Annotated in this window: 18 protein-coding genes; 8 read left to right on the top strand and 10 right to left on the bottom strand. The window is 72.5% G+C overall.

Annotated elements, in window-relative coordinates; genetic code table 11:
* Nucleotides 1-34 precede the first annotated feature (34 nt).
* Nucleotides 35-967: a prephenate dehydratase gene (pheA, locus tag B2P18_RS12270; protein ID WP_029210192.1), complete on the top strand. Its 933-nt coding sequence runs from the start codon at nt 35-37 to the stop codon at nt 965-967.
* Between the two features lie 81 nt (nt 968-1,048).
* On the top strand, nt 1,049-1,738 hold the full coding sequence (locus tag B2P18_RS12265; protein ID WP_019285380.1) for a peptidase E: 690 nt from the start codon (nt 1,049-1,051) through the stop codon (nt 1,736-1,738).
* Here B2P18_RS12265 and B2P18_RS12260 read toward each other — a convergent pair.
* The 4 genes from B2P18_RS12260 to B2P18_RS12245 are packed head-to-tail and all read right to left on the bottom strand — an operon-like array spanning nt 1,707 to nt 4,858.
* Complete coding sequence (locus B2P18_RS12260; RefSeq protein WP_029210191.1) at nt 1,707-2,183, bottom strand: SRPBCC family protein; 477 nt, start codon at nt 2,181-2,183, stop codon at nt 1,707-1,709. The two genes, B2P18_RS12265 and B2P18_RS12260, sit on opposite strands and share 32 nt — an antisense overlap.
* Nucleotides 2,180-2,875: a phosphatase PAP2 family protein gene (locus tag B2P18_RS12255; protein ID WP_239265262.1), complete on the bottom strand. Its 696-nt coding sequence runs from the start codon at nt 2,873-2,875 to the stop codon at nt 2,180-2,182. The genes B2P18_RS12260 and B2P18_RS12255 overlap by 4 nt, the downstream gene beginning before the upstream one ends.
* A gap of 1 nt (nt 2,876) precedes the next feature.
* On the bottom strand, nt 2,877-3,650 hold the full coding sequence (locus B2P18_RS12250) for a phosphatase PAP2 family protein (RefSeq protein ID WP_286960093.1): 774 nt from the start codon (nt 3,648-3,650) through the stop codon (nt 2,877-2,879).
* On the bottom strand, nt 3,647-4,858 hold the full coding sequence (locus B2P18_RS12245; protein WP_239265276.1) for a diacylglycerol/lipid kinase family protein: 1,212 nt from the start codon (nt 4,856-4,858) through the stop codon (nt 3,647-3,649). Before B2P18_RS12245 ends, B2P18_RS12250 begins: the two co-directional genes overlap by 4 nt.
* A gap of 191 nt (nt 4,859-5,049) precedes the next feature.
* Between B2P18_RS12245 and serS the strand changes: the two genes are divergently transcribed.
* The 4 genes from serS to B2P18_RS12225 all read left to right on the top strand — a co-directional run bounded on the left by serS (nt 5,050) and on the right by B2P18_RS12225 (nt 9,642).
* Nucleotides 5,050-6,384, top strand: coding sequence for a serine--tRNA ligase (gene serS, locus B2P18_RS12240; protein WP_239265268.1), 1,335 nt, complete (start codon nt 5,050-5,052; stop codon nt 6,382-6,384).
* Between the two features lie 21 nt (nt 6,385-6,405).
* Nucleotides 6,406-7,188, top strand: a complete 783-nt coding sequence (locus B2P18_RS12235; RefSeq protein ID WP_239265271.1) for an HAD family hydrolase — start codon at nt 6,406-6,408, stop codon at nt 7,186-7,188.
* 175 nt (nt 7,189-7,363) lie between these two features.
* A complete protein-coding gene (locus B2P18_RS12230) occupies nt 7,364-8,806 on the top strand; it encodes a M15 family metallopeptidase (protein WP_286960085.1) in 1,443 nt (480 codons plus the stop codon).
* 275 nt (nt 8,807-9,081) lie between these two features.
* Entirely contained in the window at nt 9,082-9,642 is a 561-nt protein-coding gene (locus B2P18_RS12225) for a hypothetical protein (RefSeq protein WP_029210184.1), read from the top strand.
* Nucleotides 9,643-9,697: 55 nt separating this feature from the next.
* Here B2P18_RS12225 and B2P18_RS12220 read toward each other — a convergent pair whose 3' ends face one another.
* Both B2P18_RS12220 and B2P18_RS12215 read right to left on the bottom strand, forming a co-directional pair.
* On the bottom strand, nt 9,698-10,129 hold the full coding sequence (locus B2P18_RS12220) for a glutaredoxin family protein (RefSeq protein ID WP_029210183.1): 432 nt from the start codon (nt 10,127-10,129) through the stop codon (nt 9,698-9,700).
* Between the two features lie 59 nt (nt 10,130-10,188).
* The gene (locus B2P18_RS12215) at nt 10,189-10,800 is read right to left on the bottom strand and encodes a hypothetical protein (protein WP_286960077.1); all 612 of its coding nucleotides are present in this window, start codon (nt 10,798-10,800) and stop codon (nt 10,189-10,191) included.
* A gap of 81 nt (nt 10,801-10,881) precedes the next feature.
* Here B2P18_RS12215 and B2P18_RS12210 point away from each other — a divergent pair, with 81 nt between their 5' ends.
* Nucleotides 10,882-11,697: an RNA methyltransferase gene (locus B2P18_RS12210; protein ID WP_019285370.1), complete on the top strand. Its 816-nt coding sequence runs from the start codon at nt 10,882-10,884 to the stop codon at nt 11,695-11,697.
* A gap of 43 nt (nt 11,698-11,740) precedes the next feature.
* Nucleotides 11,741-12,376 (top strand): VOC family protein, encoded by a 636-nt coding sequence (locus B2P18_RS12205; protein ID WP_029210181.1) that lies wholly within the window; start codon nt 11,741-11,743, stop codon nt 12,374-12,376.
* Nucleotides 12,377-12,602: 226 nt separating this feature from the next.
* Here the strand turns inward: B2P18_RS12205 and B2P18_RS12200 are convergent, their stop codons facing one another.
* The 4 genes from B2P18_RS12200 to B2P18_RS12185 all read right to left on the bottom strand — a co-directional run bounded on the left by B2P18_RS12200 (nt 12,603) and on the right by B2P18_RS12185 (nt 16,284).
* Nucleotides 12,603-14,864 (bottom strand): heavy metal translocating P-type ATPase, encoded by a 2,262-nt coding sequence (locus tag B2P18_RS12200; RefSeq protein WP_286960141.1) that lies wholly within the window; start codon nt 14,862-14,864, stop codon nt 12,603-12,605.
* Nucleotides 14,865-14,875: 11 nt separating this feature from the next.
* Nucleotides 14,876-15,094, bottom strand: a complete 219-nt coding sequence (locus B2P18_RS12195) for a heavy-metal-associated domain-containing protein (RefSeq protein WP_019285366.1) — start codon at nt 15,092-15,094, stop codon at nt 14,876-14,878.
* A 94-nt stretch (nt 15,095-15,188) separates the two neighbouring features.
* Entirely contained in the window at nt 15,189-15,506 is a 318-nt protein-coding gene (locus tag B2P18_RS12190; RefSeq protein ID WP_286960073.1) for a metal-sensitive transcriptional regulator, read from the bottom strand.
* A gap of 79 nt (nt 15,507-15,585) precedes the next feature.
* Nucleotides 15,586-16,284, bottom strand: coding sequence for a class I SAM-dependent methyltransferase (locus tag B2P18_RS12185; protein ID WP_286960069.1), 699 nt, complete (start codon nt 16,282-16,284; stop codon nt 15,586-15,588).
* Nucleotides 16,285-16,432 lie beyond the last annotated feature (148 nt).

Below are 16,432 nucleotides of genomic sequence, written 5' to 3'. Positions count from 1 at the left end.
GCGGCGGGCGTCCACCCGCGTCGAGGGAGTCCGCATGCGCTACGCCTATCTGGGTCCGGCCGGGACCTTCACCGAGCAGGCGCTGCTGCAGCGGCCCGAGGCGTCCGCGCCCGACGCCGAGCGGGTGCCTCACGGCTCGGTCGACTCGGCCCTCGCGGCCCTGCGCGCGGGCGAGGTCGACGCGGCCGTCGTCCCGATCGAGAACTCCGTCGAGGGCGGCGTCAGCGCCACCCTGGACGCCCTCGCCACCGGCGACCCGCTCGTGGTGGTCGCCGAGATGCTCGTCCCCATCACCTTCGTCCTCGCGGCACCGGCGGGCGTGACGCTCGCGGACGTCCGCGCCGTCGGCACCCACTCCCATGCCTGGGCCCAGGTCCGCGGCTGGATGTCCACGCGGCTCCCCGAGGCGGCATACGTGCCGACCCTGTCGACGGCGGCGGCCGCGGCCGGCCTCGGTGGGCCGACCGAGGACCAGACCCCGTATGACGCAGCCGTGTGCGCGCCCGTCGCCGCCACCGTGCACGGCCTGGAGCTGCTGGCCGGCGACATCGGCGACAACCGAGCCGCCGTCACGCGCTTCGTGCTGGTGTCCCGGCCGGGCAGCGGTCCGGCGCCCACCGGCGCCGACAAGTCGACGATGGTCCTCTACCAGCACGAGGACCACCCGGGCGGGCTGCTCGGGCTGCTCGAGCAGTTCTCGGTGCGGGGGATCAACCTCACCCGGCTCGAGTCCCGCCCGACCGGGGAGGGCATGGGCCGCTACTGCTTCAGCATCGACATCGAGGGGCACGTCGACGACGAGCGGGTCGGCGAGGCGCTGATGGGCCTGCGGAGGGTGTGCGCGGACGTGCGCTTCCTCGGCAGCTATCCGCGCGCGGACCGGCTCGCCGCGACCGTCGCCGCGGGCACGCAGGACGCGGACTTCCAGCACGCGCGGTCCTGGCTGCGCTCGCTGCGCACCCCCTGAGCGCCGAGGTGTGGGGCGTCTCACCCGGGCCGGAGCAACCCCTGCCGCGCGACGACCGGGACCGCTGACTAGGGTCGAGGCATGACGCACATCCTCTGCATGGGTGGCGGCGGCTTCTCGATGTCGCCCGACAACGCGGCCACGGCCCTCGACCGGTACGCCCTGGAGCTGACGGGCAGGTCCAACCCCCTCGTCTGCTTCGCGCCCACAGCGTCCGCCGACGACCCGGAGTACGTCCACCGCTTCCTCACGGCCTTCGGCGGCCTGGGCGTGCAGACGATGGTGCTCACGCTGTGGCAGGACGCCCGGCACGCCCTCGAGCGGTTCGGGGACATCGACCTGCTGTATGTCGGGGGCGGTTCGACCGTCAACCTCATGGCGCTGTGGGACGCGCACGGGGTCAGCCAGGCGGTGCGGGACCTGCGGGCCGAGCGTGACGTGGTGTTCGCCGGCACGAGTGCCGGGGCTAACGTCTGGTGCGAGGCGTGCACGACCGACTCGTTCGGCGGCATCGACCCCTGGCGCGGCGGCCTGGGCTTCGTGCGCGGGTCCTTCTCGCCGCACTTCGACAGCGAGGCGGAGCGCGCCCCGCACTACCTGTCGTGGGTGCGCGAGGGCGAGCTGCCGGTGGGCTGGGCGGCCGACGACGGCGCGGCGCTGCACGTCCTCGACGGCAAGGTCCAGGCGTGCGTGACCGAGCGCGACGACGCCAAGGTCTATCGGGTGGACCGCAGCGGGATCACTGCTCAGCAGATGACGCGTCTGGCCTGACGGCGAGGTACTTGCGCAGCCCCTGCTCGCCCGCCCGCATCATGTGCGTGTGGTTGATCCGCAGCAGACGGTGGCTGGTCACCGGCATGCGCTCGAGGTGCTGGTTGGTGAGATAGACGTCCTGGGTCCAGCGGGCGGCGGTGGTGGTGTCGCCCTGCCAGGACAGGTCCCACTGGGCATAGCCCACGAGGTCCTGGGCGAGGCCGACGCGCAGCACGCCGTTGTCGCGGTCGAGGATCTGCTTGGTGGCGACGATCTTGAGCGTCACCGGGATCAGCGAGCGCACCGACAGGCGTCGGGCGTCCCCGGGCAGCGGCTCGGTGGCCCGGATCTGGGGCCACCACTGCGCGTAGCGGTCGACGTCGAGCAGGACGTCGTAGGCCTCGCCGAGCGGCAGCGGCACCTGCCACACGTGGTCGAAGTGGTAGTGGTGCGGGGCCATCATGACGAACGAGCCTCCTTGCGGCGCAACCAGAGCCAGGCCATCAGCGCGCACAGGACACCGTTGAGCATGCCTACGACGATGTCGATGACGTGGTGCATCCCACGGTAGGCCCTGGCGTAGGCCACGAGGAACGGGATCAGGACGCACACGAACTGGACGAGGCGGCGCAGGACGACGTTGTCGATCCGGTGCGCCATGAAGGCGAGGGAGAGGTAGAGCGCGGTGGCCGCGCCGACGTGCCCGCTGGGGTAGGACGAGGTCGGGGGCGCCGGGTCGAGCTTGCTGACCTCGGGCCGGGGGCGGCCGGTGAGCTCGGTCGCGGCGACGAAGATGCTGGCCTGCAGCGCGATGGCGATGCCGGGGATCACGGCATACCACCACTCCTTGGTGCGCCACCAGACCAGGGCGATGATGATCAGGCAGAACCCGATGATGTACTCCGTGTTGCCGATGTGCGACCACACCATCGTGACGGAGTTCCACAGGCTGGTGCGACCCGACTCGAGGTCCTTGTTGATCGGCTCCTCGGCGGTGTCCCAGCTCTTGAGCGGGCCCATCAGGGCCAGGCCGAAGCCGTAGATCGCGAGGAACAGCACGATGCCCGGCGCGATGGCGCGCACGAGGAGATCCTTGAACGCCGCTCCTGCCCTGGGGCGGGAGCTGTCGAGGTCGTAGCGCAGCAGGAAGGGCATGTCAGGTTCTCCTCGTGCCGAGCGCCTCGGTGCGCTCGGTGCTGGGGTCGGTGGGGTCGGCCGGGTTGGCCGGTATGCCGTGCTCGCCGGTCGCCGGCACGTGGACGAAGCCGCGCCACGAGCCGTAGACGAAGGCCGCCGCGAGGAGCAGGCCGGCGGTCACGTCGGAGGGGAAGTGGACGCCGAGGTAGACGCGGTCGAGCAGGACCGTGACCGTCGCCACCGCGGCGAGCACGACGGCGACGACGCGCTGGGCGCGGGTCCGCAGGAGCGGCCACAGCAGGACCACCAGGACCATGCAGATGGCTGCGGTGTTGGCGGCGTGCCCGGACGGGAAGCTGTAGCCCGGCGCGTGGGACACCGGGTCGTCGACGACCGGCCTCGCTCGCTGGACGAGCAGCTTGACCTGCAAGAACAGGTTCCAGCCCAGCATCATCGTGATCCACGCCCACCAGGAGCGGGCGGTCATGCCGCGAGCGCGCCAGGTCCACAGGCACACCAGCGTCGCGGCGAGGTAGGCCCGCCACGGCTGCCAGATCTCCTGCCACAGGACGAGCGCCGAGCGCAGGTCGGGGTGCGTGCGGGTGACGTCCGTGGCGGCGACGATCGCGCGCTGGTCGAGCTCCATCAGCGGAGCGAACCGCTGCTGCACCAGCACGGCGAGGGCGATGACGGGTGCGCTGAGCACCACGGCGGTCAGCACGGCGCGGACGAGCTGGCGCGCATGGTGGCGCCGCAGCCGACCTCGCAGGCTGGTCCGCCGGGTGGGGCTCACGCGGCGACGTCCCCCTTGGAGGCGCCCGAGGCCGGGGTGGCGGAGGCGGTGGCGGAGGCGACGCGGACCCGCAGGGCTGCGGGCAGGACGTGGGCGCTGATGGACGTGCGCTCGCCGATGGTGTCGCCGTCGAGCTGGACCTGGACCGCGCGGCTGGCGTTGACGGTGATGTTGCGCGTGGTGTGGTGCGTGACGCGGTGGTGACCCTTGCGCTTGGCGGTGACCAGGCGCAGGAGCACCGCGCCCCAGCCAATGCCACCGTCGGGGGACAGCATGAGGGCGTCCAGCTTGCCGTCGTCGACCTGGGCCTCGGGCATGAGCGCCAGGCCCTGGATCTTGCCGCAGTTGCCGATGATGACGCTGCGCGTGCGCCGGGAGAAGGTCTCGGTGTCGGTCGTGACCTGGGCCTTGAACTGGGAGCCCCACAGGTGCTTGGCGCCGGACACGAGGTAGGCGGCCCAGCCCACCTTTGACTTCAGGCCCTCGGGCGCGTCGGCCATGATGTCCGCGTCGAAGCCCATGCCGGCCATGACCAGGAAGTGCAGCTCCTCGGGGCCGGTGTCCTCCGGGGCCAGCGCCTCGGCGTCGACGGGCTGGTCATCGACCTCGCCCTCGCCGTCCATCGGGGCAGGGTTGACGCGGAGCACGCCGACGTCGATGACGCGCTCCTCGCCGGTCAGGGCGATGGCCAGGGCGTCGCGCAGCGAGTCGACCGGCAGGTCGAGGTTGCGGGCCAGCAGGTTGCCGGTGCCGCCGGGCAGCAGGCCGATCGGGACCTCGGAGCGGGCGCGGGCCATCTCGCTCCCGACCGTGCGCACGGTCCCGTCGCCGCCGAGCGGGCAGATCACGTCGACCCCCGCGTCGAGCGCCTCCTTGGTCTGGCCCGAGCCCGGGTCGTCCTCGGTCGTCTCCAGCCAGAGCGGCTCGTCCCAGCCGGTCTCCTGGCACAGCGCGCGGACCTCGTCGCGGACCTTGGCGACGTGGTCGAACTTCGTGGGGTTGACGATCACCGCGGCGCGGGGGAGCGGCTCCGGCTCGGGGGTGGTCTCGCTCGCGACGCCGGTCGAGGCGCCAGCAGCCCTGTCGGTGCTGTCGGTGCTGTCGGAGCTGCCGGCCGCGTCCGACGGCCGCGCTGCACCCGATCGTCCCCGGGTGGCGATGACGAGCACGAGCAGCAGGACGGCGACGCCGATGACGAGGATCCACATGTCTGGCACGCCTGAACGGTACCCGTGCGAATGCCTGGGCTAACCCCGTTTGGGCCCGATCGGTGCCGCCTCGTGGCCCCGGGTCGTATGCCGCGTCCTGCCACCGGGGCCGAGGCGGCGACCACGCGAGCGCCCGGCCCGTCCGGCATACGAGGTGGAGGGGTGTCGTCGCAGGCCACTAGGCTGAATCCGTGATCGACATCAAGCTGCTGCGCGACGACCCCGAGCGGGTCAGGAAGTCGCAACGTGCCCGCGGCGAGGACGACACCCTCGTCGACCAGATCCTCGAGCTGGACCAGCGTCGTCGCGCGGCGCAGTCCCGGTTCGAGGCGCTCCGGGCGGAGCAGAAGTCGGTGTCCAAGGACGTGGGCGCCCTCATGGGTCAGGCGCAGCGGGCCAGGAAGGCCGGCGCCGACGACGCGGAGCAGCTGAGGCAGCAGGCCGAGGCGGCCCGGGCCACGGCCGGTGAGCTGAGCACGCAGGTCAAGGAGCTCGAGCAGGCCGCCGACGAGGCCGCTCGCGAGATGGACGTCATCGCCCACCGCATCGGCAATGTCATCGTCGACGGTGTGCCCACCGGCGGCGAGGAGGACTTCGAGCTGCGCGAGACCGTCGGTACGCCACGGGACTTCGCGGCCGAGGGGATCGACGTCAAGGACCACGTCGAGCTCGGCACGGCGCTCGGGATCATCGACCTGGAGCGCGGGGCCAAGGTCGCGGGCAGCCGTTTCTACTACCTCAAGGGCGACGGGGCGCGGCTGGAGTACGCCCTCATGGGGCTCTGTCAGCAGATCGCCGCCGAGGAGGGCTTCGTCCCGCTCGTCGTCCCCAACCTGGTCAAGGGGCAGACGATGGCGGGCGCCGGCTTCCTCGACAGCCACGCCGACGAGGTCTACCAGCTGCCCGCAGACGAGCTCTACCTCACCGGCACCTCCGAGGTCGGCCTCGCGGGCTACCACCTCGACGAGATCATCGACCTGTCGGACGGCCCGCTGCGCTACACCGCGACCTCGACCTGCTACCGCCGCGAGGCGGGCAGCCACGGCAAGGACACCAAGGGCATCTTCCGCGTCCACCAGTTCCAGAAGACGGAGATGTTCGTCTACTGCCGCCCCGAGGACGCGGAGGCCGAGCATGACAACCTCCTGCGCATCGAGCGGCGGATCCTCGACGCGCTCGAGCTGCCCTATCGCATCATCGACGTCGCGGCGGGCGACCTCGGCGGGCCGGCCGCGCGCAAGTTCGACTGCGAGGCCTGGGTCCCCAGCCAGGAGCGCTACCGCGAGCTGACGTCGACGTCCAACTGCACGACCTTCCAGGCGCGCCGGCTCGGCATCCGCGAGCGCGACCCGCAGGGCAGCGGCACGCGCGTGGTGGCGACCCTCAACGGGACCATGGCGACCAGCACCCGGCCGATCGTCGCCCTCCTCGAGAACCACCAGCAGGCCGACGGGTCGGTGCGCGTGCCCGAGGCGCTGCGCCCCTGGCTCGGCGGCCGCGAGCTCCTGACCCCGGCGGGCCGCTGACCGATGGCGCACCGCCCCCGCATGGTCTGCCTCGACATCGACGGCACCACCATCAACCACGCCCGTGAGCTGTCACCCGCCGTCCAGGAGGCCGTCCAGACGGTGGCCGACGCGGGGGTGCACGTCGTCATGGCCACCGGACGCGCGTGCGTCGCCACCATGCCGATCATCCGCACGCTGGGGATCAGCCAGGGTCGCGCCGTCTGCTCCAACGGCGCCGTCACCCTCAAGCTCGACCCCCACAAGCGCAAGGGCTACAAGTTCACCGAGGTCGTGACCTTCGACCCCGGACCGTCGCTGCGGCTGCTGCGGGACAAGATGCCCGGCGCGCTCGCCGCCGTCGAGGAGCTCGGCAAGGGCTTCAAGGTCAACGCGCCCTTCCCCGACGGCGAGCTGGACGGCAAGATTCGCGTCGTCGGCTGGGACGAGCTCATCGACACCCCCGCCACCCGCGTGACCCTGCGCCAGCCCGAGACCCCGGTCGAGGACTTCCTCGCCCAGGTGCACGCCGTGGGTCTGCACGGGGTCTCGTATGCCGTGGGCTTCTCGGCCTGGCTCGACATCGCGCCGGAGGGCGTCTCCAAGGCGTCCGCACTGGAGCTCGTGCGCCGCAAGCTCGGCGTCGACCCCTCCGACACGGTCGCCGTCGGGGACCAGCGCAACGACCTCGAGATGCTGTCCTGGGCCGCCCGCGGCGTGGCGATGGGCAATGCGCCCGACGAGGTCAAGGCCGCGGCGGACGAGGTCACGGGGCACGTCGACGACGACGGGCTCGTGCCCGTCCTGCGTTCCCTCATCGACTGACGCCTCGCCGTCGACCGGGCGGCCCCCCGGACCGTCGGACGGTCTGACGGTCCGACGGGCACTCGTCGAGCTGGTCTCAGAGCGGTGCAACCTGCTGACGTGACTGTGCGTGTGTCTATCATCGACCGAAAGTCAGGTTGGGGGACCGATGATGCGCCGTTCAACAGCACTCGCCATGGCCGCCGTGCTCGTGCCTGCCGCAGGCGCGCTCGGGGTGGCCCCGTCCGCCTGGGCGCTCGCGGGCAGCACACCGGCCCCGGCGCCGAGCAGCCTGCCGGCTGGCAGCTCCCTGCCCGACGCACCGACCCGCCCTGCCTCTGCCGACGACCCGGCCACCGCCGCGCCGACCACCTCGGCCCCGACCACCTCGGCCCCGACCACCTCGGCCCCGACGAGCGAGGCGCCAGGTGCTGCCGTCGGCGCACCCACGAGCACGACCCCGCCGGCGCCGCCGCCCTCGCCGAGGCCCACCGCGCCGCGCACCCACGACAGCCAGCAGGTGCGAGTGTCGCTGCAGTGCGCGGGATGCGGAGGGTGGGACTGGGTGGCCGGCGTCGGGCAGACCCGGGTCGTCGGCATGGTCCTGCCGGCCCGGGCCGGCACGCCCGTGCGGATCCTGCGCAAGGCGCCGGGTGCGGCGGCATACGTGCAGGTCGCGACCGCGACCACCGGGACGAGCGGCGCGTTCTCGTGGACCGGCCCGATGGGGGCCGTGGGCACGAGCAGCTATCAGGCCGTGGTCGAGGGTGCACCCGCGTCGGCTCAGGTGGCGCGCGCGGTGGTCGCTCCGTCGGTGACCATGACGGTGCCGCCCGCGACCGACACGCTCAAGAACCCGCCCGTGACCGGCGTCGTCTCGCCGCGGATCGCGGGCATCCGGGTCCGAACCGAGGTGCTCACGCCAGCCGGGTGGCGCACCTCCCAGATCGGCACGACGCGCGCAGGGGGCGCCTTCACGCTCCCGTTGACCTACGGCCAGGGAGCGGTCGGCGTCGTCACCGTGCGGACGGCCATCACCGTGCCCAACGGCGTCGTCGCGGCCAGCCCGTCCCGCGGCATCAACCGCGTCGCGGTGATGGACCCGGTCGTGCGCGGGACGGTCGCCGCCGACGTGCCGCGCACCCATCGCGCGGGATGCCCCGTCGGGCCGGCCAGCCTGCGCACCATCGACATGAACCACTGGGGCTTCGACGGGCGGATCCACCGCGGGCGCCTCGTCATCCGGACCGCGAACGTCACCCCGATCCTCAACAGCTTCCAGACGGCGTTCAACGGGAGGTTCCCGATCCGGGAGATGCGCGACGCCAGCGTCTACGGCGGCGACGACATCATCTCGATGGAGCACGACAACACCAACGGCTTCAACTGCCGGCGCGTGACGGGCAACCCCTACCGGATGTCCCCGCACAGCTACGGCACCTCCGTCGACATCAACACCGTCGAGAACCCCTACCGCATCCCGTCCGGCGTCTGGCTGCCCAAGAACGGCCAGGCCTACGTCGCGCGCACGCCCTACCGCCCCGGGATGCTGACCCCGTCGACGCCGTTCACCAAGGCGCTGCTGGGCAACGGGTTCACCTGGTTGAGCGGCTTCGACTGGCAGCACTTCCAGCGATGACCGGTCGTATGCCGGCCCGCTGCCTCGCGGCGCTGGGGCTGGCGGCGCTGCTGGGCCCGGTAGCCGCCTGCTCGAGCGGGTCACCGACACCCTCCGGGTCGCCGACAACCTCTGGGGCAGTGGCGTCCGCAGGGGCAGCGACCACCGCTGCGGCGCAAGCGCCCTCGTCCACCGGAGGAGTTTCAGCGCCGGGGTCGGCGGCGGCCACCTCGTCTCCCACTTCAGCGGGAACCGCCCCTCCGACCTCGCCCGCGACCTCGCCCCCCGAGCCGGTCGTGGTCGAGCCGCCGCTGCCGACCGCCCCCGCCGCCACCAGGGCCGGGGCACTCGACCAGCGCGCCCTGCCGACCCCGTCCGGCTGGACGACGGCCGTCGGGGACGGCGCGGACGGCGCCTACATCCCGAACGGCACCTGGGTCAACGCGCGCGACCCACGGTCCACCGCGCACGAGCTGCTCGGGCTGGGGTGCCAGGAGGTGCCCGCCGGCTATCCCGTGCCGACCGCGGCCCTCGAGGGGACCTATCGCGGACCCGGCGGCGCGTCGGGCACCACCGTGACGGTCGAGCTCCCCGACGAGGCCGCGGCCCGCCGGCTCGTCGACCTCTACCGCGGCCAGGCCGAGTCGTGCCGCGGCAGGGGCGACGCCCCGTTCACCTACGAGCCGCTGCGCGCCAGCCCCGACCTCGTGGACCGGCGCACCTTCGCGGGTGAGACGGCGACCTGGCTCGAGGTGGTCGGCGTCCGTGGCCGCCGGGCGACCTTCCTGCTGCTGCAGGAAGGGGCCGGTCGCCTCTCGGGGCGCCAGATCGACAGCGTCGTCGCCTCCCTCCGCTGACACCCGTCGATGGGGGCGGGCGGTTCCGGCATACGGCCGGGTGGGGCTGCCCCGGTCACCCGAGGTGGGCGACGACCTCCTCGGCGGTGGGGTTGCGCAGGACGGCCGAGCCGACGAGGACCGTCGGCGTGTATTCGTCCCCGCCGTTCAGGTCCCTGACGGCCTGGTTGGCGTCGGGGTCCCGCCAGACGTTGACCCAGGTCACGCGCTCGTCCGCTCCGAGGGCGCGGAGCAGGCGCTCGCAGTAGCGGCAGCCGGGCTTCCACAGGACGACCGCGTGGCCGTCCCGGACGGACCCGCGAGCCTCGGCCCAGGGAGTATGCCGTCCCCCGCGCAACGACCACCACCCATAGGCGGCGACGAGCCCGAGCGCGACGACGCCGGTCCCCAACCCCGCGACCAGACCGGACCTCGCCCCGATCCAGGCGGCGACCGCCACCGCCACGACGGCGAGGACGGCGATGCTGGCGCGGACCTGGTTCTGCACGTTCTCTCCTGCGTCGGTCGGGGTGATCGGTGATCCGTGTGATCCGTTGTCGGGGACGGTCAGCGGGCCTGCAGGGCGTCGAGCGCCACGGCCATCGCGGCGCCCACGCGCCAGTCCAGCTGCCAGCCGTTGGGGGCGACGGGGAGGGTGACGGCATACCGGTCGCGCACCGACAGCTTGCGCTCGGACGTCAGGACCGGGGTGCCGTCACCGGCGGTGAAGTCGAAGTGGAACACCCACGGGATGGGGAACGCGTCGACGACGGGCAGGTTCTCCATCAGGCGGCGCGCGATGGCGATGCCCTGGCTGCGCTCGGTGCCGGTGGCCTCGAGGCCGTCCGCGGTGCCGAGGTGCCAGGTCGAGCGGAGCAGCGACCTCGCGAAGTCCTTGCGGAACCACCCGATCTGGGTCCCGGAGGCGTCGGTTACGTCATAGGTCGCACCCAGGTCGATGCGTTGGCGGGCGCGGAAGGCGAACACCGGCGTCGATCGCGACTCGTCGGTGTAGAAGGTGACCAGCTCCTTGAGCGCGATCCGCTTCTGCTGCGCGAGGGCGAGGAGCTCACCCTCGTTGCCGGCGTCGTCGAGCCGGCGGATCTCGTAGCGGTTGACGATCGGCGTGATCCGCTGGCGTACGGCGAATCGGGTCATCGGCGCGGGGCGGCTCGTCATGGACTCCACTCTCCCACCTGCGCGACCACGCTCGGGGGCGCCTCACCGGGTCGGCGTCCCGCGTGGCATGCTGTGTGCCCTATGCACGAGCTCGTCATCACCTCCCCGGCCAACCCACGGCTGCGCGCCCTGACCGGGCTGCGTCGTCGGCGTGCCCGCGAGGAGAGCGGGGTGACGCTCCTCGAGGGCTACGAAGAGCTCGAGCTCGCGCTGTCGGCGGGGGTGCGGCCGCAGACGCTCTTCTACTGCCCGGAGCTGATGCTCGACCCCGACCGCCAGACGCGCGTCGTCCGGGACGTGCAGGCCGGCGGCGCAGAGGTGGTGCGGCTGGGTCGCGTCGCGTTCGAGAAGGTCGCCTACCGCGAGGGCCCGGACGGGTTCCTCGCGGTCGTGCGGTCGGTGGGGCGCGGGTTTGAGGAGCTGACGCTGCCGGCCGACCCCTTCCTGCTCGTGTGCCAGGGCGTCGAGAAGCCCGGCAACCTCGGTGCCATGCTGCGCACCGCCGACGCCGCGGGGATCCACGCCGTCGTCGCGGCCGACCCGGTCACCGACTGGGGCAACCCCAACCTCGTGCGGTCGAGCAAGGGCACGGTGTTCTCCGTGCCGGTCGCGTCGGCATCGACGCAGGAGACCTTGGCCGTATGCCGCGACCGGGGCGTGCTCGTGGTCGCCGCCACCCCGGACACCGACGTCGAGCACACCGACGTCGACTACACCGGACCGGTCGCGATCGCCGTCGGCACGGAGAAGGCCGGCCTCACCGAGGACTTCATGGCCGCGGCCGACGTGCGCGTCCGCATCCCCATGACGGGGCGGGCCAACTCCCTCAACGTGGCGACGTCGGCGGCCATCGTGATCTACGAGGCCGTGCGCCAGCGCCGGGCTGCCACCGGCTGACCTGGGTTCAAGGGCACGGCATGACCTGTGTCACGATGTGGCCATGCGCGTCGACCACGTCTCCTATGCCGCCGAGCCGGATGGCTCCATCGCGACCGCCGAGCGTCTGGCGGCCCGCCTCGGGGTGGAGCCGGTCTACGGCGGGGTGCACCCCCGCTTCGGCACCCGCAACATCGTCCTGCCCCTCGCGCACGAGCGCTACGTCGAGGTCGTCGAGGTCCTCGACCACCCGGTGACCGACAAGGCCCCCTTCGGGCAGGCGGTGCGGCTGCGCTCCGAGCAGGGTGGCGGCTGGATGGGCTGGGTGATCCGGGTCGACGACATCGCCCAGGTCGAGCAGCGCGTGGGCCGCGAGGCCGTGTCCGGCAACCGCACCCGCCCGGACGGCGTCACCCACACCTGGCGCCAGCTCGGCGTCAAGGGCCTGATCGCCGACCCGCAGCTGCCGTTCTTCGTGCAGTGGGACGAGGGCAGCGTGCACCCGTCGGCCGCCGCCACCAGCGAGGTCACCATCAAGCACCTGACCATCGGTGGGTCGCCGGACCGCGTGCGCGACTGGCTGGGCATGGACGCCGACGCGACGTCGTCGGTCATCGACTTCGAGTTCGTGGCGCCGGCCGGGAGCGCCGGCCTGCTGGCCGTGACCTTCCAGACCCCCACCGGCGACGTCACCATCTGACCTACCTCAGGTCGTCACACCCGCCTGGGTTCGCACCGCGGGCCGACGTGTCCAACCCCGGCTGATGCCCCTACCCCCGGCGGATGCATCGGCCGGGCTTCGTTCGCCAGGCTGATGCCTTTACCCCCGGCGGGTTCGGCCGTATGACGAGAAAGAGCCCCCGCCACCAGACCTCACGTCTGGTGGCGGGGGGCTCTCGGCATACGAGCTCCCTCGCGGGCTCAGGTCAGGTGCGCGCCCGACCAAAAGCCTTGAGCCGCAGGCTGTTGGTCACCACGAGCACGCTGGACAGGGCCATGGCCGCGCCCGACACCATCGGGTCGAGCAGGCCGAGCACGGCCAGCGGGATCGCGACGACGTTGTAGCCGAACGCCCAGGCGAGGTTCTGCTTGACGATCGCCAGCGTGCGCCGGGACAGGCCGATGGCGTCGGCCACGGCCCCGATCTCGGGGCGCACCAGCACGATGTCCGCGGAGTCGATCGCGACGTCCGTGCCGCTGCCCATCGCCAGCCCGAGGTCGGCCTGGGCCAGGGCGGCGGCGTCGTTGACCCCGTCGCCGACCATGGCCACGACCCGGCCCTCGCGCTGCAGCCGGGCGATCGCCTCGTGCTTGTCGCTCGGCAGCACCTCGGCGATGACGTCGGCCGGGTTGATGCCGACCTCCTCGGCCACCTGACGGGCCGTCCGCTTGTTGTCGCCGGTGAGGAGCATGGTGCGCAGGCCGAGGTCGCGCAGCGCCTCGAGCGAGGCGGGGGACGTCGGGCGGACCTCGTCGGCGACGGTGAGGGCGGCGTACGCGACGCCACCCCACCCGACGTGGACGGTGGTGCCCACGCGGTCCAGACCCTCGAGGTCGCCGGGGACGACGTCGAACAGGCTGGCCTTGCCGACGGTCACCTCGGTGCCCTTGATGGTGGCGCGCGCCCCCATGCCGGGCAGGTTGGTGAAGTCGGTGATCGGGCGCAGCTCGATGTCGCGCTGCTGGGCGGCGCGGACGATCGCCTGGGCGACGGGGTGCTCGGAGCCGGCCTCGACGGAGGCGGCGGCCTGCAGGGCGGCGGTCGGGGTCAGCCGTCCGCTCGGCGTCACGTCGACGAGGGTGGCCTTGCCGGTCGTGACGGTGCCGGTCTTGTCCAGCACGACGGTGTCGATACGGCGCGTGGACTCGAGGATCTCCGGGCCCTTGATGAGCACGCCCAGCTCGGCGCCCCGGCCGGTGCCGACGAGCAGCGCCGTGGGGGTGGCGAGGCCGAGCGCGCAGGGGCAGGCGACGACGAGCACGGACACGGCGGCCGACAGCGCGGCGGCGGCGCCCTGCCCGGCGACCAGCCACCCCGCGAAGGTCAGCGCCGCGATGACCAGCACCACCGGCACGAAGACCGCGGAGATCCGGTCGGCCAGCCGCTGCACCGGAGCCTTGCCGGTCTGGGCGGCCTCGACGAGGCGGGTGATCGAGGCGAGGGTCGTCTCGGAGCCGACGCGGGGGGCGCGGACGATGAGCCGGCCGTGCGCGTTGGTGGTGGCGCCGGTGACCTCGTCGCCGGGCGTCACGTCCACGGGGATCGACTCGCCGGTCACGACCGAGCGGTCCAGCGCGGAGCTGCCATCGACGACGACGCCGTCGGTGGCGACCTTCTCGCCGGGGCGGACGACGAACTGGTCACCGACCTGCAGCTCCTCGATCGGCACGCGGACCTCGCGGGTGACGCGGGTCTGCGGGTCGATGCGCTGCACCGCGACGTCCTTGGCGCCGAGCTCGAGCAGGCTGGTGAGCGCCGAACGCCCGGCGGTGCGCGCCCGGTGCTCGGCGACGCGACCGGCCAGCAGGAAGGTCGTGACGACCGCCGCGACCTCGTAGTACATGTGCCCGGTGCTGCCCGCGAACGTCGCGACGACCGACCACAAGAAGGCCGCGGTCACGCCGATCGACACCAGCGTGTCCATGGTCGAGGCCTTGTGGCGGGCGTTGATCACGGCGGACCGGTGGAACGGCCACGCCGCCCAGATCGCGACGGGGATCGTCAGCACCAGCTCGGCCCACGGCCGCACGCCGCCCAGCAGGTGGTGCGCCGCCGGAACCATCGCCATGACGACGACGAACACGGTCAGCGGCAGGGCGATCTCGAGCCGGGTGCGCAGGGACGCGCGGCTCATCACCTGGTCGATGGCGTATGCCGGACCGCTGCCGGCCTGGGCCCCCGTCTCGGTCTCGGCGAGGCCCTCGCCGGACCCCGCTCGACGCCCCGCCCGCAGCTCGGAGGCGGTGTAGCCCGTCTGCTCCACGACCTTGACCAGGTCGGCGACGCTGAGGGCGGTCGGATAGGTGACGTGGGCCTTCTCGGTGGCGAGGTTGACGCTCGCCTGCACCCCGTCGAGCTTGTTGAGCTTGCGCTCCACCCGGCTCGAGCAGGAGGCGCAGGTCATGCCGCCGATCGCGAGGTCGACCGTGCGTTCGGCCTGCTGCTCGTCGGGCGGGCTGGTCGTCATACGGGTCGCGGTCACGAGACCACCGTGTAGCCCGCCTCGTCCACGGCGGCCGTGATCGCGGCCGGGTCGACGGGACCCTCGCTGGTGATGGTGACCGGGGAGTCGCCGCCCGCGACGAGGTCGATCGCGACGTCGGTGACGCCCTGGATCTCCTTGAGCTCGGAGGTGACGGCGCTCGTGCAGTGGCCGCAGGTCATGCCGTTGACGGTGATGGTGGTGGTCTGGCTCATGTCGGATCTCCTTGTCGTCCCAGGATCGTGAGTGTTTCGTCCGACATTCTTGGGTGGAACGCTCACGTTGTCGGGGGTGGGGTGGGTGGTGCGGTCAGCTCTTGACGAGACGGGCGATGGCGGCGGAGGCCTCGGCGACCTTGGCGGCGGCGGCCTCGTCGGACTCACGGGCGGCGCCGACGACGCAGTGCCCGATGTGGTCCTCGAGCAGGCCGAGGCTGACGGCCTGCAGCGCCTTGGTGATCGCCGAGATCTGGGTGAGGACGTCGATGCAGTAGGTGTCCTCGTCGACCATGCGCTGCACGCCGCGGACCTGGCCCTCGATGCGCTTGAGGCGCTTGAGGTAGGCGTCCTTGTGGTCGCTCTCGACGTAGGACGGGGCGGGCGGGTGCGGGCACGTGTCGCTGCTCATGATGGGATCAACTGTATACCCCCACGGGGTATTCCCCGCGGCGGGGTGCGACTCGGGTGGCAGCGCGTCGGGGCGCGGGTCAGTCGGCCGGTCGCTGCAGGACGCGTCGGACGTTGCGGGACACCAGGTCGTAGGCCTGGCCGTCGCGGTCCTCGGCGACCGAGGTCTGCGGCGACGAGCTCTCGTGCACCTGCCACCCGGCATACACCTGCTCGAGGATCGCGCACGCGTCGTCGTGGCCCAGGTCCAGCTCGACCCGGGCCGCCCGGGTCTCGCCGTCGACGACCTCGCGCCGGTCGGTCGCGATCACCAGCACGTGGACGCCGCCCGGGGCGGTCGCGTCGCGCATCCGCTCCAGCAGGGCCACGAAGGCGTCCCGGCTGGACACGTGCTCCAGCGTCGAGACCCCGAGGACGAGATCGGCTGGGCCACGGTCGAACTCGTACGTCTCCTGGTCGGCGACCACGGGGATCACCACGTCGCCCACCGACTCGTGGGCGGCGCGCTCCCTGAGCTGCTGGATCGGGATGTCGAGCAGGTCGACCGCCACCACGCGCGAGCCCGCGGGCAGTGCCCTCGCCAGCGGTATGGCGTGCCGCCCCGATCCGGCGCCCAGGTCATAGACGCGGACGGGGCGCGTCCGGTCGAGGTGCGCGAGCGCGTCCATCACGATCGGCGCCGGCCGGTTGAGCCAGGCGTCAGGATCGTGCGCCTCAGGCGCGGAGTAGAGCTCCTCGTGGTAGCGGATGGTCTCGTCGCGGCCCTCGTCGAATCCCATGAGGACGAGCCTAGTTCCGCCACCGCCGCGTTGGGGCGCGGCGTTCGTGAGCTGGGAGCGCTCAGATGTCTGGTGGGGGTGGTCCGGATGCGACCTTCGTGAGCTGGGAGCGCTCAGATGTCTGGTGGGGGGTGGCCCGGATGCGACC

The sequence above is a fragment of the Arsenicicoccus sp. UBA2120 genome (assembly GCF_002330965.1).
GTDB classification, from domain to species: domain Bacteria; phylum Actinomycetota; class Actinomycetes; order Actinomycetales; family Dermatophilaceae; genus Arsenicicoccus; species Arsenicicoccus bolidensis.
The sequence above is the reverse complement of the archived record's forward strand: the minus strand, read 5'-3'. Positions and strand labels throughout refer to the sequence as shown.

Coding starts and splice junctions, on each gene's coding strand:
- pheA (WP_029210192.1), top strand. CDS start 35: ATGCGCTACGCCTATCTGGGTCCGGCCGGGACCTTCACCGAGCAGGCG.
- B2P18_RS12265 (WP_019285380.1), top strand. CDS start 1,049: ATGACGCACATCCTCTGCATGGGTGGCGGCGGCTTCTCGATGTCGCCC.
- B2P18_RS12260 (WP_029210191.1), bottom strand. CDS start 2,183: ATGATGGCCCCGCACCACTACCACTTCGACCACGTGTGGCAGGTGCCG.
- B2P18_RS12255 (WP_239265262.1), bottom strand. CDS start 2,875: ATGCCCTTCCTGCTGCGCTACGACCTCGACAGCTCCCGCCCCAGGGCA.
- B2P18_RS12245 (WP_239265276.1), bottom strand. CDS start 4,858: ATGTGGATCCTCGTCATCGGCGTCGCCGTCCTGCTGCTCGTGCTCGTC.
- B2P18_RS12235 (WP_239265271.1), top strand. CDS start 6,406: ATGGTCTGCCTCGACATCGACGGCACCACCATCAACCACGCCCGTGAG.
- B2P18_RS12230 (WP_286960085.1), top strand. CDS start 7,364: ATGGCCGCCGTGCTCGTGCCTGCCGCAGGCGCGCTCGGGGTGGCCCCG.
- B2P18_RS12215 (WP_286960077.1), bottom strand. CDS start 10,800: ATGACGAGCCGCCCCGCGCCGATGACCCGATTCGCCGTACGCCAGCGG.
- B2P18_RS12210 (WP_019285370.1), top strand. CDS start 10,882: ATGCACGAGCTCGTCATCACCTCCCCGGCCAACCCACGGCTGCGCGCC.
- B2P18_RS12205 (WP_029210181.1), top strand. CDS start 11,741: ATGCGCGTCGACCACGTCTCCTATGCCGCCGAGCCGGATGGCTCCATC.
- B2P18_RS12200 (WP_286960141.1), bottom strand. CDS start 14,864: ATGACGACCAGCCCGCCCGACGAGCAGCAGGCCGAACGCACGGTCGAC.
- B2P18_RS12195 (WP_019285366.1), bottom strand. CDS start 15,094: ATGAGCCAGACCACCACCATCACCGTCAACGGCATGACCTGCGGCCAC.
- B2P18_RS12190 (WP_286960073.1), bottom strand. CDS start 15,506: ATGAGCAGCGACACGTGCCCGCACCCGCCCGCCCCGTCCTACGTCGAG.
- B2P18_RS12185 (WP_286960069.1), bottom strand. CDS start 16,284: ATGGGATTCGACGAGGGCCGCGACGAGACCATCCGCTACCACGAGGAG.